The sequence below is a fragment of the Amycolatopsis thermalba genome, assembly GCF_023376025.1.
GTDB lineage: Bacteria > Actinomycetota > Actinomycetes > Mycobacteriales > Pseudonocardiaceae > Amycolatopsis_E > Amycolatopsis_E thermalba.
Genome location: NZ_CP091196.1, coordinates 5,782,281 through 5,797,133, shown reverse-complemented (window position 1 = coordinate 5,797,133; position 14,853 = coordinate 5,782,281). Strand labels below are relative to the sequence as shown.

Below are 14,853 nucleotides of genomic sequence, written 5' to 3'. Positions count from 1 at the left end.
GCATGACCTCCGCGAGGCAAGAACCCGTCATCGAACGCGGCGTCTTCGCCCGGCTGGGGCGGCTGGTCGTGCATCGGCCCTGGTGGGTGATCGCCGCCTGGGTCGTGCTGGCCGTGGTGGTGATCTTCACCGCGCCGGCGCTGCCCCGAAGCACGGACGAAAGCGACGCCCTGCCCCGGGACTACGAGTCCATCCAGGCCATGACCCTGGGCCAGGAAGCGTTTCCGGCCGCGTTCACCCCGTCGATGCTCGTCGTGTTCTACCGCGGCGACAACGCGCCGCTGACCGCGGCCGACACCCAGAAGGCCGGCGAAGTCGTGGCCGGCCTGACCGGCAAGCGCCTGCCGGACGTCGAGCTGATCTCGCCGGCCGTCCCGGCACCCGACAACGTCGTGCAGATCTCCGCGGTGAAGATGCCGCAGCTGTCCTCGGCCAACGCGCAGCAGCTGACCGAGTCGGCGAAGCAGTTCCGCGGCGAACTCCAGGCGTTGCTCGGCGGCGGTGACCTGAAGGCGGCGACCACCGGCAGCGTGGCCCAGCAGCTCGACGTGCAGGAGGCGTCGGGCAGCGCGGACGCCGTCGTCGGCATCGCGACCGTGCTGCTGATCCTCGTGCTGCTGCTGGTGATCTTCCGCAGCCCGGTGATCGCGCTGCTGCCGATCGTCCTGATCGGGATCGTGTCGCAGATCGCGAACGGCCTCATCTCCTGGGTGGTGAAGCTGTTCGGGATGCAGACCGACGCGTCGATCTCGTCGATCCTGATCGTGGTGCTGTTCGGCGTCGGCACCGACTACATCCTGTTCCTGATGTTCCGGTTCCGCGAACGGCTGCGGGCCGGGGACGAACCGAGGCAGGCGATGGTCACCGCGGTGAGCCGCGTCGGCGAGGCGATCACGTCCGCGGCCGCCGTCGTGATCATCGCGTTCCTGTCGATGGCCCTGTCGTTGTTCGGGTTCTTCCGCTCGATGGGGCCGTCGCTGGCGATCGCGGTCGCGGTGACGCTGCTGGCCGGGCTGACCCTGGTGCCGGCTGTGGTGTCGCTGCTGGGCGCCAAGGTGTTCTGGCCGTCGAAGTCGTGGCGGGCCGAGCCGACCGGAGCGCGGTTCACGGCGATCGGGCGGAGCCTGGGGCGCAAGCCGGCGATCTTCGCGGCCGTGTCCGGTGTCGTGATGGCGGCGCTGGCGGCCGGGCTGGTCAACTTCAACCCGACGTTCGACCTGGCGTCCGGGTCGATGCCGGACACCGCCGAATCGCAGGTCGGGCTGCGGCAGCTGGAACGCGGGCTGCCGCCGGGGACGACCTCGCCGACGAGCGTCTACCTGCACAGTGACAGTGGCGTGCTGGACGCTGCGGCGCTGCCGTCGTTCGGGGAGCGGCTGCGGGCCGTGCCGGGCGTGGGGCAGGTCGGGCAGCCGCAGGTCAGCACCGACGGCGCGACGGCCAGCTTCGCGGTGACCCTGACCGACGACCCGAGTTCGGACGCCGCGATCGACACGGTGGCGGGCCCGCTGCGGACGGCCGCGCACGAGGGTGCTCCGCCGGGCGCGCGGGCGCTGGTCGGCGGTGAGACGGCGGTGTACGTCGACATCCAGGACACGATGAACCGCGACTACCGGGTGGTGTTCCCGGTGGCGGCGGTGCTGATCATGCTGGTGCTGGCGTTGCTGCTGAGGAGTGTGGTGTCGCCGTGGTACGTGATGGCGTCGGTGGGGCTCGGCTTCGCGGCGACGCTGGGCGCGACGACGCTGCTGTTCCAGAACGCGATCGGCGAGACCGGGCTGATCTTCATGATCCCGCTGATCATCTACATGTTCGTGGTCGCGCTGGGGACGGACTACAACATCCTGATGATGGCGCGGCTGCGTGAAGAGGCGAAGAACGGTCATTCGCCGAGGGAGGCGGCGGCGCTGGCGGTGCGCCACACGGGCCCGACGATCGCCGCGGCGGGCGTCATCCTGGCCGGTTCGCTGGGGGCGCTGATGCTGGCGGGCAACGCGCTGCTGGCGGAGATGGGGTTCGCGCTGTCGTTCGGGATCTTGGTGGCGGCGTTCGTGATGGCGATGTTCTTCGTGCCCAGCCTGACGGCGCTCATCGGGCGCGCCGCGTGGTGGCCCGGCCACGGCGACCGGGCGAAGCCCGAACCCGAGCCGGAGCGCGTGCCCCAGGGCTGACCGCGGAACTCGCCGACGGGAGCGTGGAACTCGCGACGCTGAACGTGGAACTCGCCGACGGGAGCGTGGAACTCGCCGACGGGAGCGTGGGACTCGCGGCCGCGCGCGAGTTCCACGCTGGGGCGCGCGAGTCCCACGTCCGGGGCAGCGAGTTCCACGCTCGGGTGCGCGAGTTCTGCGTTCGGGGTGGCCCCCGCCACCTCGGGGCGGATCGTCCCAGCGCACCCCATATCCTGGGGTGGTGAACTGGACCGTGGACGTGCCCGTCGACACCCTTCCCGAGCTGCCGCCCCTGCCGCCGGAACTGCGTGCCCGGCTGGACGACGCCCTGTCCCGCCCGGCCGCCCAGCAGCCGGAGTGGCCCGACGCCGACGCGGTCGACCGGGTCCGCCACCTGCTCGAGGCCGTGCCGCCCATCACCGTGCCCGCCGAGATCGACCGGCTCCAGAGCCGCCTCGCGATGGTCGCCCGGGGGGAGGCCTTCCTGCTCCAGGGCGGCGACTGCGCGGAGACGTTCGAGTCCAACACCGAGCCGCACATCCGCGCCAACCTGCGCACGCTCCTGCAGATGGCCGTCGTCCTCACCTACGGCGCCAGCCTGCCCGTCGTCAAGGTCGGCCGCATCGCCGGGCAGTACGCCAAGCCGCGCTCCAGCAGCACCGACGCGCTCGGCCTGCCCGTCTACCGCGGCGACATCGTCAACTCCCTCGTCGCCAAGCCCGAGCTGCGCGTCCCCGACCCGGGCCGCATGATCCGCGCCTACGCCAACTCCGGCGCCGCGATGAACCTGGTCCGCGCCCTCACCGGCGCCGGCATGGCCGACCTCGCCCAGGTGCACGACTGGAACAAGGACTTCGTGCGCACCTCGCCCGCCGGCGAACGCTACGAGGCCCTGGCCGGCGAGATCGACCGCGGCCTGCGGTTCATGTCCGCGTGCGGGGTCAGCGACACCTCGCTGCACTCCACCGAGATCTTCGCCAGCCACGAGGCCCTGCTGCTCGACTACGAGCGCGCCATGCTGCGGATGGACAACGCCAACGCGGCCAACCCGAAGCTCTACAACCTCTCGTCGCACTTCCTGTGGATCGGCGAGCGCACCCGCCAGCTCGACGGCGCCCACATCGCCCTCGCCGAGCTGCTCGCCAACCCGATCGGCGTCAAGATCGGCCCGACCACCACGCCCGAGCAGGCCGTGGAGTACGTCGAGCGGCTCGACCCGCGCAACGAGCCCGGCCGCGTCACCCTCATCTCCCGCATGGGCAACGGCAAGGTCCGCGACGTCCTGCCGGCCATCGTGGAGAAGGTCGAGGCCACCGGGCACAAGGTGATCTGGCAGTGCGACCCGATGCACGGCAACACCCACGAGTCCTCCACCGGCTACAAGACCCGCCACTTCGACCGCATCATCGACGAGGTCCAGGGCTTCTTCGAGGTGCACCACAAGCTGGGCTCCTACCCGGGCGGCATCCACGTCGAGCTGACCGGCGAGGACGTCACCGAGTGCCTGGGTGGGGCGCAGGAGATCTCCGACTCGGATCTGGCCGGGCGGTACGAGACGGCCTGCGATCCGCGGCTGAACACGCAGCAGTCGCTGGAGCTGGCGTTTCTCGTGGCGGAGATGCTTCGGGGCTGACGCCCGCTCAGACCGCGAACCTGTCCTCGGCCGCCTCCCGCGGGCGTTGGAGCGGCGCGGGTAGCTCGAATTCCGCCACGGTGCGCCACGGGCCGTGTTCGTCGTCGCCGGCGACCAGGTGGACCCGGTCGATCCAGGCTCGCACCGGGAGTGCCGTGGCCAGCTCCGCCGCGGCGCGTCGGCGGGTGTGGGCGTCGCCCGTGCGGTGGTCCACCACCGTCAGGTGGGGGACCGTGTCGGGGTGCTCGCCGCCGTAGGGCGGGTGCGCCGGGAACCGCTCGCACACCGCCTGCGTCAGCGCCCGGAAGTGCTGGTCCGGCTCCGGCGCCAGCCACACCACCTCCGACCCGAACCACCCGACCTGCGAGAACTCGCACTCGAACGCCTCGATCCCGACCAGCGCCGCCTTCAGGTCGGCCACCGTCCGCGCGTCGATGTCCCGCGGCGCGACGAACGGGTACAGCACGGTCACGTGGGCGGGCACGCTCCGCCGGTGCCGGGTGACCAGGTGGTCCGTCTCGGGGACGGGCACGACGATGGCACTCTTCGTGGCACGGCGAAGCCACTGCGCGTCGGGGACCGGCATGGCTTCATCATGACTGAAGCCGCCCCGGATGTTTAGATCGACCGCTCGTACAGAGCAGCGGCCGACTTCAGCACCGCGTCCCGCAGCGAACCGGTGTCCGGCACCGCGTCGCCGTTCATCTGCAGTCCGATGTGGACGTGGTCGCCGTACGTGGCGGCCGCGATGCCCACCGCGTGCCGCGGCGCCAGCGGCACGAACGGGTAGATCTCGCACAACCGCGCGCCGTCCAGCGACAGGTCCAGCTTCGGCAGCGGCACGTTCGTGATCACCGTGTCGAACAGGACCCCCGCCGCCTTTCCGGCCACCTTCGCCGCCAGCCGGTGCAGCCCCGGGGGCAACCGGTCGGCCAGCACCGGCAGCGCACCCGCCCCGCGCTGCGGCCCCGCGGCCTTGTTCCGGTTCATCGACCAGCGGATCTCCCGCAACCGCCGCACCGGATCGTCCAGGTGCACCGGCAGATCGCACAGGTACCCGGACAGCTGGTTGGCGCCCCAGCCGCCCTCCCGCGCCCGCAGACTCACCGGGATCAGGCCCCGCAGGGTGCGCGCGTCCGGCCGCTGACCGCGGTTGATCATCCACTCGCGCAGCGCCCCGGCCAGCACCGCGAGGACCACGTCGTTGGGGGTGCCGCCGTGCGCGGCCCGGATGGCGCGGATGTCGGCGACCGGCAGCTGGACGAACCCGAGCCGCCTGCTGGCCGAATCCGGCGCGCTCAGCGGCGACGACGGGTACGGCCGGGCGGCCCGCAGGATCGCCGACGCGATCGCCGCGTTCTCCCCGGCCTGGCTGACCGCCTCCGTCACGCCGTCCCTCAGCGCCTCCAGCGGCGACCGCGGATCGGCGGGCCGGTCGGCCGCCTCGACGAGCATCCGCGTGATCGGCAGCTCGTCCAGCAGCCCGGCGGCCACCGCGAACGCGCCGGCGCCGTCGGTGAACGCGTGGTGCAGCTTGAGCAGCAGCGCGAACCGGTTTTCCGCCAGCCCGGTCACCACGTGCACGTCCCACAGCGGCCGGTCCATCGGCAGCGGCTGCTCGATCCACTCGGCCGCGTGCGCCGCGAGCGGGTCGTCGGCGTAGAACCCGGTGAGCCGGTGCACGTGGATGTGCCTGCGCGGGTCGAATGCCGGGTCCGGCGCCCAGGCCGCGCCGCCCGGCGGGAAGAGCGACGGGCGAACCCGCAGGCGCAGGCGCGGCATCCGCGCCGCCCGGCGCGCGAGCAGCTCGGCCACCGCGTGGGGATCGATCGGTCCGTCCGGTTGGAAGATCACCGCCGCCCCCATGTGCATGGGCGTCGATTCTCCTTCCAGGCAAAGGAAAGCCACGTCCAGCCCACTGAGCTGACGGCGAGCCATAGACGACCCCTCTACGGTCGGTGACACGGGATTGCCTGCTACTTGAGCAAACGGACGTGACGAAACGGTAGTCCATTTGTTTCCGCAGCGCTAACGGCTCCCGATTCTCACTCGAATGGGGTATCGGTCCTTTGTGGACGCGAAAACGCGCTCATCTCCTTGTTGATCAAGGAAATACTTGCAGTTTCACCTTCTTGCCGCGTTCCACCCACTCGCCGGGCTCGGGATCCTGCCCGACGACGATCGAGAAGTTCCGCGTGCGGCCCTGGACGTCGGCCTGCAGGCCGGCGTCGGACAGCAGCTGGATTGCGTCCTGCACGGGCCGCCCGAGCACGGACGGGACCTCGACCGCGGAGGACGTGAACACGCCGACACGTTTGCTGCCCTGGCCGTCGATCGTGGTGCCGGCTGCCGGAGTGGTGCGGGTGACGCTGCCGTTCGGCACGTCCTCGGCGAACTCGGTGCCGGCATCGTAGGGCTCGAACCCGGCCTCCTTCAACCGCTGGAACGCCTCGTTGCGGCTCAGCCCCACGACGCTGGGCACCGGGGTCGGCGGCGCGCCCTGCGACAGGCCGATCCGCACCGGCGAGCCGATGGTCAGCTGCGTACCCGGCCGCGGGTCGACCACGAGCACCTTCCCGGCCGGTACCGAGGTGCTGTAGCCGTCGATGGCCTCGTCCCGCCGCGGCGTCAGCCCGGCCGCCTTGACGGCCGCCTCCGCCTGCGCCAGCTCGGTGCCCGGGCTGATGTCGGGCACCGTCGGGCGGCCGGAGGACAGCACCAGGGTGACCGCGCTGTTCTTCGGCACCGACGACCCGGCCTGCGGATCGCTGCCGATGGCCTTGCCCGCGCCGACGGTGTCGCTGAACTGGCGCACCACGGTCACCGACAGGCCGGCGTCGTGCAGGGTCTTCTCGGCCGTGGCCTGGTCCATGCCGGACACCGGCGGGACGGCGATGGTGTCCGCGCCCTTCTCACCGACGCTGAACCACCACACCCCGGCGCCGACCAGCGCCACCACCAGCGCGGCGATGACGGCCCACAGCACGACCGGCCGCCGCTGGACCAGCGTCCGCTGGTCCTCCTCCTCCGGCGGCGGCACGGGCGCGGCCTGCGGCCGGATCATCGCCCGGGTACCGCGCGGGCCCGTGACCGGGTTCGTGGCCGCGACCGGGGAGAACGCGGGCACGGTCTTCTCGGGGTCCACCGGGGCGACCGGCACCGACTTGGGCGGCAGCACCGCCTTGGGGGCAGCACCGCCTTGGGGGGCAGCACCGCCTTGGGGGGCAGCACCGCCTTGGGGGGCAGCACCGGGATCGGCGCGGGCGCGATCCCCAGCGCCGCCCGCACGCGGCGCAGCTCCTGCAGGAACGCGCCGGCGTCCGCGGGCCGCGCCTCCGGGTCGCGGCGCGTGGCACGCAGCACCAGGTCGTCCAGCACCGCGGGGATGCCCGGCTGGACCGTGCTGGGCGCCGGGACGTCGTCGTTCACGTGCCGGTAGGCGACCGAGATGGCGGTGTCGCCGGTGTAGGGCACCTGGCCGGTGAGCATCTCGTAGAGCACGATGCCGGCCGAGTAGACGTCGCCGCGTTCGCCCGCCACGCCGGTGGTGACCTGCTCGGGCGCCAGGTAGGCGACGGTGCCCAGGATGATGCTCGAACTGGTGGTGCCCGCGCTCGCGACGGCGCGCACGAGACCGAAGTCGGCGACCTTCACCACCCCGGTCGGGGGATGCCCGGTGGAGCCGATGAGCACGTTCTCCGGCTTCACGTCGCGGTGCACGAGCCCGGCCAGGTGCGCGGCCGACAGGGCGGAGAGCATCTGCTCGGCCACGCTCAGCGCCAGCGGCACGTCCAGCCTGCCCCGCTGGTCCAGCAGGTCCCGCAGCGTGCCGCCGTCGACCAGCTCCATCACCAGGAACACGTGCGAGCGGTCCCCGGCCACGTCGACGCCCTGGTCGTGCACGGTGACCACGTTCGGGTGGTGCAGCTTCGCGGCCAGCCGCGCCTCGCGCTCGAAACGGTCGACGAACGACCGGTCGTCGGCGAAGCGCGGGTCCATGATCTTGATGGCGACCGGACGGTCCAGCCTCGTGTCCGACCCCCGGTAGACGGCCGACATGCCGCCCCGCGCGAGGAGGCCGTCGACCCGGTAACGCCGCTCCAGGAGCGCCCCGGCCAGGCTGGTGTCCGTGCTCGTCACGCGCCCGATCGTACGGACTTGGCCGGAGTCGGTGGACCCGCCCCGGGCGGCGCGGTTGAGGTTTCGTTACGCCGTTCGCGCGACATTGCGGACAACCAGGCCGGATGTGGCACCCTGTCTTGCGTGAGTGCGATCCCAGTCGCTGATGACGTTCTCGACGCCGACGTGGCCGTGCTGCCGCTCGCGGAAGTGGCGGAGCTGATCGGCCTGTCGGTGAACAAGGTCCGGCAGCTGCTGCGAGACGGCCAGCTGCTCGCCGTGCGCCGCGACGGCGACCTGATGGTCCCGGCCGACTTCTTCGTCGACGGCCAGGCCGTGAAGGGACTGACCGGCCTGCTGACGGTGCTCGCCGACGCCGGGTTCAGCCGCACGGAGATGCTGCGCTGGCTCTACGAGGCGGACGACACGCTGCCCGGCAGCACCCCGATCAACGCCCTGCGCACCAACCACGGCACCGAGGTCAAGCGCCGCGCCCAGGCGATGGCGTTCTGACGGCAGGGGCGGTGCGGCGACCGCACCGCCCCGCCGGGTTCAGCCGTTCTGGGCGTCCCGCCAGGAGATCCACTTCTTCAGCCGGCCCAGGTCGTAGTCCGGGCCGCCCACACCCACGGTGAACAGGCTGACGCCCAGCTCCCGCAGCTTCGGGCCCAGCTCCTCCGGCTCGCCCTCCACGCCGGTGGAGATCTCGATCTCGCCCGCGTCGCGGCCCACGTCGGCGCAGTGCTGCTTGAGGATGCCGACCTTGCGCTCGACCACCTCGGGGTCGCCGAAGCCGTGCCAGATGTCGGCGTGCTGGGCGACCAGCTTCAGCGTCTTCTTCTCGCCGCCGCCGCCGATCAGCACCGGGATCTTGCGGGTGGGCGCCGGGTTGAGCTTGCTCAGCCTGGATTCGATGCGCGGCAGCGCCTCGGCCAGGTCGTCCAGCCGGCCGCCCGCGGTGCCGAAGTCGTAGCCGTACTCGGTGTAGTCCTTCTCGAACCAGCCGGAGCCGATGCCGAGGATCAGCCGCCCGTCGCTGATGTGGTCGACCGTGCGCGCCATGTCGGCGAGCAGCTCCGGGTTGCGGTAGCTGTTGCAGGTGACCAGCGCGCCGATCTCGACCCGCGAGGTCGACTCCGCCCAGGCGGCGAGCATGGTCCAGCACTCGAAGTGCAGGCCGTCGGGGTCGCCGTACAACGGGAAGAAGTGGTCCCAGTTGAAGATGATGTCCACGCCGAGGTCCTCGGCGGCGGACGCGGTGTCGCGGATGGTCCGGTAGTCGGCGTGCTGCGGCTGGAGCTGCAGCCCGATCCGGATCGGCCTGGTGGTGTCGGTCATGCCGCCAGCCTAGCCACATCCCGGGGCGCCCGCGCGGCCCGGCGGAAGGCTTGCCCCACACGGACTTCCACCTGGATCACACTCCAGGTGTCGGTCCACTGTGTACTGCGTCAGAACGTGCGCTGGGTGGCGAGCCGGGCCAGCTCGGCCAGCCGGGTCGCGGCGGGCTCGGCCAGCCGGGCGCGCTCCAGCGCGGCCAGCGCGGTGCCGGTGAGCGCGGTGATCCGCTCCTCCACCGCCTCCACCGCGCCGACCTCGGTCAGCGTGCGCCGCACCGTGTCCACCTCGTCCTCGGCGAGGTCGGCGCCGATCGCGTCGGCGATGAGCTTGTGCTGCTCCGGGTCCTCGGCCAGCTGCAGGCCGAGCGCGACCAGCAGCGTGCGCTTGCCCTCGCGCAGGTCGTCACCGGCGGGCTTGCCGGTGACCGACGGGTCGCCGAACACGCCGAGCAGATCGTCCCGCAGCTGGAACGCCACGCCCAGGTCGTCGCCGAACTCGCGGAGCGTCGTGATGCGCGCCTCGTCCGCGCCGGCCAGCGCGGCGCCCAGGTGCAGCGGGCGCTGCACGGTGTAGGCGGCGGTCTTGAGGCGGCACACCCGCAGCGCGGCCTCGGGCGAGGTGTCGCCGGTGGCCTGCGTGCGCACGTCCAGGTACTGGCCGGCGAGCACCTCGGTGCGCATCGCGCGCCAGGCCGGGCGGGCGGCGTCCAGCGTCGCGGCGGGCAGCGGGGCGCCGGTGAACATGTCGTCGGCCCAGGCCAGGGCCAGGTCGCCGATCAGGACGGCGGCGGCGAGGCCGAACGTCTCCGGCGTGCCGAGCCAGCCGTTCGCGCGGTGCTCGCGGGCGTAGGAGACGTGCACCGTGGGGCGGCCGCGGCGCGAGTCGGAGGAGTCGATGAGGTCGTCGTGGATCAGCGCGCACGCCTGCACCAGTTCGAGGCTGGCGACGGCCCGCAGCACGCCCTCGGTGTCCGGGCCGTCCGGGTCGCCGCCCGTGCCGCGCCAGGCCCACCACGCGAACGTCGGCCGCAGCCGCTTGCCGCCGCCGAGCACGAAATCGGTGAGCGTGTCGACGCCGGAGCCGAACGCGGGCTGCTCGGCCCGGACGGCCGCGCCCGCCTCGGTGAGGAACGCGGCCAGGTGGCGTTCCAGGTGCTGGGGCAGGTCGGCGTCGAAGTCCATGCGCCTATCGTCGACGACAACCGCGCGGCGCGCCGTCCGGGGTGGCCGGGATGTGATCGGCGCCCGTAGGCTCGTTTCCGTGCCCACCCTCGTGACGTTTCACGCCCATCCCGACGACGAGTGCATCGCCTGCGGCGGGGTCATGCGCAAGGCCTTCGAGGAGGGGCACCGGGTCGTGCTGGTCGTCGCGACCCGCGGGGAGCACGGCGAGGTCCCGCCCGGGTTCCTCGCCGACGGGGAGCCGCTGTGGCAGCGCCGGGTCGAGGAGACCCGGGCGGCGGCCGAGATCCTCGGCGCGAAGCGGCTGGAGTTCCTCGGCTACAGCGACTCCGGGATGATGGGCACCCCGGAGAACGACCTGCCCGGCTCGTTCTGGCGGGCCCCGGTGGAGGAGGCGGCGGCCAGGCTCGCGGCGATCCTGCGCGAGGAGCGGGCCGACGTGCTGACCGTCTACGACGACCACGGCACCTACGGCCACCCGGACCACATCCAGGTGCACCGCGTCGGGATGCGCGCGGCCGAGCTGGCCGGCACGCCGCGGGTGTACCAGAACACGATCAACAGCGACCACATGCGGGCCGGGCTGGAGGCGTTCGCCGCGCGGGCCGCCGAGACCGGGGTGCAGGTTCCCGCCGTCGACGGCCTGGGCGAGCTGGGCACACCGGCCGCGGAGATCACCGCCGCGGTCGACGTGACGCCGTGGCTGGAGGCCAAACGCGCGGCGATGCGCGCGCACGCCAGCCAGATCAGCGAGCAGTCACTGTTCCTGGCGATGCCCGATGACGCGTTCGCCCACGCCTTCGGCACCGAGTGGTTCATCCGCGCGGGCCAGGGGCCGGGCATCACCGAGACCGACCTGATGGCGGGGCTCTAGTGTCCTGAGTTATTAATTCGCGTGCAGTAGCGTGCGATGGAGTCAAGGATCTGGTCGGCGGTCTTGGTCCAGACGTAGGGCCGTGGTTCGTTGTTCCAGGTCTCGATCCATGCGCGGATGTCGCGATTGAGCGCGTGGACGCTGGTGTGGCTGCCGTGTTGGAGTTTTTTGGTCGTCAGCTCGGAAAACCAGCGTTCGACGAGGTTGAGCCAGGAACTCGAGGTCGGAGTGAAGTGCACGGTGAACCGCGGGTGAGCTGCCAGCCAGCGTTTGATCACCGGGGTCTTGTGGGTCGAGACGTTGTCCATAACCAGATGCACTGCCAGGTCCGCGGGTACTTCGTTGTCGATGGCGATCAAGAACTTCTTGAACTCGATCGCACGATGCCGCGCGTGCAGCCGGCCGATGACCTTGCCGGTGGCGATGTCCAGTGCGGCATACAGACTGGAGGTGCCGTGGCGGGTGTAGTCGTGCGTGGCACGCTGCGGCGTTCCCGGCATCATCGGCAGGATCGGGGCGGTGCGGTTGAGCGCCTGGATCTGGGACTTCTCGTCCACGCACAGCACCACCGCCCGCTCCGGCGGCGCGAGGTAAAGCCCGACCACGTCCTTGACCTTGTCCACGAACAACGGATCCTTGGACAACTTCCACGCCTCACGGCGATGCGGCTGCAGACCGAACGCATTCCAGATCCGGGTCACCGCGGTCTGGGTCAACCCGGACTCCGCAGCCATCGACCGGGTCGACCAGTGCGTCGCATTCGCCGGCGTGGACTCCAGCGTCTTGGTGATCACCGCCTCGACCTGCTCGTCGGTGATCGTGCGCGGGCGCCCCGGACGTGGCTCGTCGACCAGGCCGTCCAGTCGTTGGGCCACGAACCGGGAACGCCATTTCGCGACCATCGCGCGCCCGACGCCCAACTCCGCGGCGATCTCGCTGTTCGAGCCGCCCTCGGCGCACCGCAGCACGATCCGCGACCGCAACGCCAACGCCTGAGCCGTCTTCCGCCGCTGCACCCAGTTCCGCAACGTCTGTGCCTCATCAACGGACAAGGCCAACTCAGGCAGCTTCGGATTCGGCATGCCGCACCCTACAGCTGAACTCGAATTAACGACTCAGGACACTAGGTGTACTTGGCCAGGACGTTGGTAGCGGCTGGCTGGTGTTGACATGGGGAGAGCCTCCGGTTGGGGTGTGGCTTGTCTAGGACCCACGCCAGGCCGGAGGCTCTCGTGTCACACCGTAATGCCCGTACGACGTTCTTGGGCAGGTTGCTGATCGTCCAGCGGCATCGTCAGGGGTGGCCACAGGCACATATCGCGAAGGCAATGGGCATTTCACGCAAGTGCGTGAAGACCTGGTTGGACCGGCACGCCGCCGAGGGCGAAGCCGGCCTGCACGACCGGTCCTCACGTCCCCATTCCTCACCGCGGCGGACCAGTGCCGAGACCGAGCGGCAGATCCTCGAGCTGCGGCAGCGGGAGCGTCGCGGTCCGGACTGGCTGGGGGCGCAGCTGGGAGTGCCGGCGCGGACGGTGTCGCGCGTGCTGGCCCGCCACAACGCGCCTCGGCTGTCGGCGCTGGACCCACTCACCGGGCAGGTCATCCGGGCCAGCAAGACCACCGCGGTGCGGTATGAGCGCAATACCCCGGGCGAGCTAGTGCACATGGACGTGAAGAAAATCGGTCGGATCCCCGAGGGCGGCGGCTGGCGAGCGCATGGCCGCGCTCACCGGGACGCCACGCGCGACCGCAACGCCAGAATCGGTTTCGACTTCGTCCACTCGTTGGTCGACGATCACTCCCGGCTGGCCTACTCCGAGATCCTGCCCGACGAGAAGGGCGGCACCTGCGCCGCTTTCCTCGCCCGGGCCATCGCCTACTTCGCCAAGCATGGCATCACCAGAATCGAGCGGTTGATGACCGACAACGCCTGGGCCTATCGCTGGTCACTCCGGCACGTCTGTGCCGAGCACAGCATCCGGCAGAAGTTCATCAAGCCCCACTGCCCCTGGCAAAACGGCAAGGTCGAGCGCTACAACCGCACCCTGCAAACCGAGTGGGCCTACCGGCAGGTGTTCACCAGCAACACCGAACGAGCCGCCGCGCTTGCGCCCTGGCTCGAGCACTACAACACTCAACGCCGCCACAACGCACTCGGCGGCCACCCACCCACCAGCCGACTGCCACCAACCTAACGGCCAAGTACAGCTAGGGCCTGTCCGCAAAGCCGGGTCTATCCCGTGATCGGTGTTTCTGGCGGTTCGGTTAGTAGGTTTCGGCGGCCGGCCAGCGGTCACCGAAGGTGATGGCGAAGGCGTTGAGTACGGGTTTCCAGCGCATCGTCCATCGGGCGCGGCCTGTGCCGGTGGGGTCCAGGCTGCGGGTCACAAGGTACAGGCACTTCAGGGCGGCCTGCTCGGTTGGGAAGTGGCCGCGGGCTCGCACCGCCCGCCGGTAGCGGGCGTTGAGCGATTCGATCGCGTTGGTCGAGCAGATCATTTTTCGGATCTCGACGTCGTAATCGAGGAACGGCACGAACTCGGTCCAGGCGTTGCGCCACAGTCGGACCAGCGCCGGATACTGCGCAGACCATTTGTCGTCCAGTTCCTGCAACGCCACTTCCGCCGCTGTCGCGTTGGGGGCCTCGTACATGGCTTTGAGGTCCCGTTTGAGCGCGTCGGTGTATTTCCGGGAGGTGAGCCGGAACGAATTGCGGATGAGGTGGATGATGCAGGTTTGCACGATCGCGGCCGGCCAGACTTGTTCCACCACCTCGGGCAAGCCTTTCAAACCGTCGCAGACGAGGAAGAACACGTCCTTCACGCCGCGGTTTTTCAGATCGACCAGGACGCTCATCCAGAACTTGGCGCCCTCGCCGCCGCTGCCCGCCCACAGGCCGAGCACGTCCTTACGGCCGTCCACGGTGACACCGATGGCGGCGTAGAAAGGCCGGTTGGCCACCTGGCTGTCGCGGACCTTGACCACGATCGCGTCGATGAACACCGCGGCGTAGACGACGTCGAGCGGACGGCTGGCCCAGTCCTGCATCTCCGCCACGACCTTGTCGGTGATGCGGGAGATCGTTTCCTTGCTCACCGACGCGCCGTAGATCTCGGCGAAATGCGCCGAGATTTCACCGGTGGTCATCCCCTTCGCATACAGGGACAGCACGATCTCGTCCACATCGGTGAGCCGACGTTGCCGCTTCTTCACAATCTGCGGCTCGAACGTGGATTCCCGATCCCGCGGAACCTCGATCTCCACCTCGCCGGCCGCGTCCGAGAGCACCGTCTTCTTCCGGGTCCCGTTACGCACATTCGCCGAATCACGCCCCGGCTCGGCACGATGCTTCTCATGTCCGAGGTGCTCGGTCATCTCCTCATTCAGCGCGGTTTCCAACACGTTCTTGGTGAACAGCTTCAACAGCCCGTTCGGGCCGGTCAGCTCCAGCCCCCGCTGCCGGGCCTCGGCCACCATCGCCACCGCAGCGGCCTGCTCCGGCGACAACCGCTTCTCACTCTTACGTGGAGTCAC

General features: G+C 70.6%; 13 protein-coding genes. 5 read left to right on the top strand and 8 right to left on the bottom strand.

All coding sequences use genetic code 11. The annotated features are described in order from the left end of the window. Nucleotides 1-2: 2 nt before the first annotated feature. A complete protein-coding gene (locus tag L1857_RS28080) occupies nucleotides 3-2,171 on the top strand; it encodes an MMPL family transporter (protein ID WP_094004400.1) in 2,169 nt (722 codons plus the stop codon). A 241-nt stretch (nucleotides 2,172-2,412) separates the two neighbouring features. Continuing rightward, a complete protein-coding gene (locus tag L1857_RS28075; RefSeq protein WP_094004417.1) occupies nucleotides 2,413-3,804 on the top strand; it encodes a class II 3-deoxy-7-phosphoheptulonate synthase in 1,392 nt (463 codons plus the stop codon). Nucleotides 3,805-3,811: 7 nt separating this feature from the next. On the opposite strand, the gene L1857_RS28070 is transcribed toward L1857_RS28075, so the two are convergent. From L1857_RS28070 to L1857_RS35800, 4 genes are all read right to left on the bottom strand, one after another. Beyond that, the gene (locus L1857_RS28070) at nucleotides 3,812-4,390 is read right to left on the bottom strand and encodes a 2'-5' RNA ligase family protein (RefSeq protein ID WP_094004402.1); all 579 of its coding nucleotides are present in this window, start codon (nucleotides 4,388-4,390) and stop codon (nucleotides 3,812-3,814) included. Nucleotides 4,391-4,422: 32 nt separating this feature from the next. Next, a complete protein-coding gene (locus L1857_RS28065) occupies nucleotides 4,423-5,742 on the bottom strand; it encodes a wax ester/triacylglycerol synthase family O-acyltransferase (RefSeq protein ID WP_275895932.1) in 1,320 nt (439 codons plus the stop codon). 166 nt (nucleotides 5,743-5,908) lie between these two features. Next, nucleotides 5,909-6,868, bottom strand: a complete 960-nt coding sequence (locus tag L1857_RS35805; RefSeq protein ID WP_429727931.1) for a Stk1 family PASTA domain-containing Ser/Thr kinase — start codon at nucleotides 6,866-6,868, stop codon at nucleotides 5,909-5,911. Beyond that, entirely contained in the window at nucleotides 6,865-7,944 is a 1,080-nt protein-coding gene (locus tag L1857_RS35800) for a protein kinase domain-containing protein (protein ID WP_429727929.1), read from the bottom strand. The genes L1857_RS35805 and L1857_RS35800 overlap by 4 nt, the downstream gene beginning before the upstream one ends. Nucleotides 7,945-8,067: 123 nt before the next feature. Here L1857_RS35800 and L1857_RS28055 point away from each other — a divergent pair, with 123 nt between their 5' ends. Beyond that, a complete protein-coding gene (locus tag L1857_RS28055) occupies nucleotides 8,068-8,436 on the top strand; it encodes an Rv2175c family DNA-binding protein (protein ID WP_094004405.1) in 369 nt (122 codons plus the stop codon). A 39-nt stretch (nucleotides 8,437-8,475) separates the two neighbouring features. Here L1857_RS28055 and L1857_RS28050 read toward each other — a convergent pair whose 3' ends face one another. Together L1857_RS28050 and L1857_RS28045 are read right to left on the bottom strand one after the other, a co-directional pair. After that, nucleotides 8,476-9,261 carry an LLM class F420-dependent oxidoreductase gene (locus L1857_RS28050; RefSeq protein WP_094004406.1) on the bottom strand — a complete coding sequence of 262 codons (786 nt, stop codon included), beginning with the start codon at nucleotides 9,259-9,261 and terminating at the stop codon, nucleotides 8,476-8,478. Nucleotides 9,262-9,371: 110 nt separating this feature from the next. Continuing rightward, nucleotides 9,372-10,442: a polyprenyl synthetase family protein gene (locus L1857_RS28045; protein WP_249466765.1), complete on the bottom strand. Its 1,071-nt coding sequence runs from the start codon at nucleotides 10,440-10,442 to the stop codon at nucleotides 9,372-9,374. A gap of 79 nt (nucleotides 10,443-10,521) precedes the next feature. Here L1857_RS28045 and L1857_RS28040 point away from each other — a divergent pair, with 79 nt between their 5' ends. Next, nucleotides 10,522-11,316 (top strand): PIG-L family deacetylase, encoded by a 795-nt coding sequence (locus L1857_RS28040; protein WP_094004408.1) that lies wholly within the window; start codon nucleotides 10,522-10,524, stop codon nucleotides 11,314-11,316. On the opposite strand, the gene L1857_RS28035 is transcribed toward L1857_RS28040, so the two are convergent. Then, on the bottom strand, nucleotides 11,313-12,398 hold the full coding sequence (locus L1857_RS28035) for an IS630 family transposase (RefSeq protein ID WP_094009240.1): 1,086 nt from the start codon (nucleotides 12,396-12,398) through the stop codon (nucleotides 11,313-11,315). The genes L1857_RS28040 and L1857_RS28035 overlap by 4 nt on opposite strands. 150 nt (nucleotides 12,399-12,548) lie before the next feature. Between L1857_RS28035 and L1857_RS28030 the strand changes: the two genes are divergently transcribed. Continuing rightward, entirely contained in the window at nucleotides 12,549-13,514 is a 966-nt protein-coding gene (locus tag L1857_RS28030) for an IS481 family transposase (protein ID WP_116115564.1), read from the top strand. Nucleotides 13,515-13,584: 70 nt separating this feature from the next. On the opposite strand, the gene L1857_RS28025 is transcribed toward L1857_RS28030, so the two are convergent. Further along, the gene (locus tag L1857_RS28025) at nucleotides 13,585-14,796 is read right to left on the bottom strand and encodes an IS256 family transposase (RefSeq protein ID WP_429728364.1); all 1,212 of its coding nucleotides are present in this window, start codon (nucleotides 14,794-14,796) and stop codon (nucleotides 13,585-13,587) included. Nucleotides 14,797-14,853 lie beyond the last annotated feature (57 nt).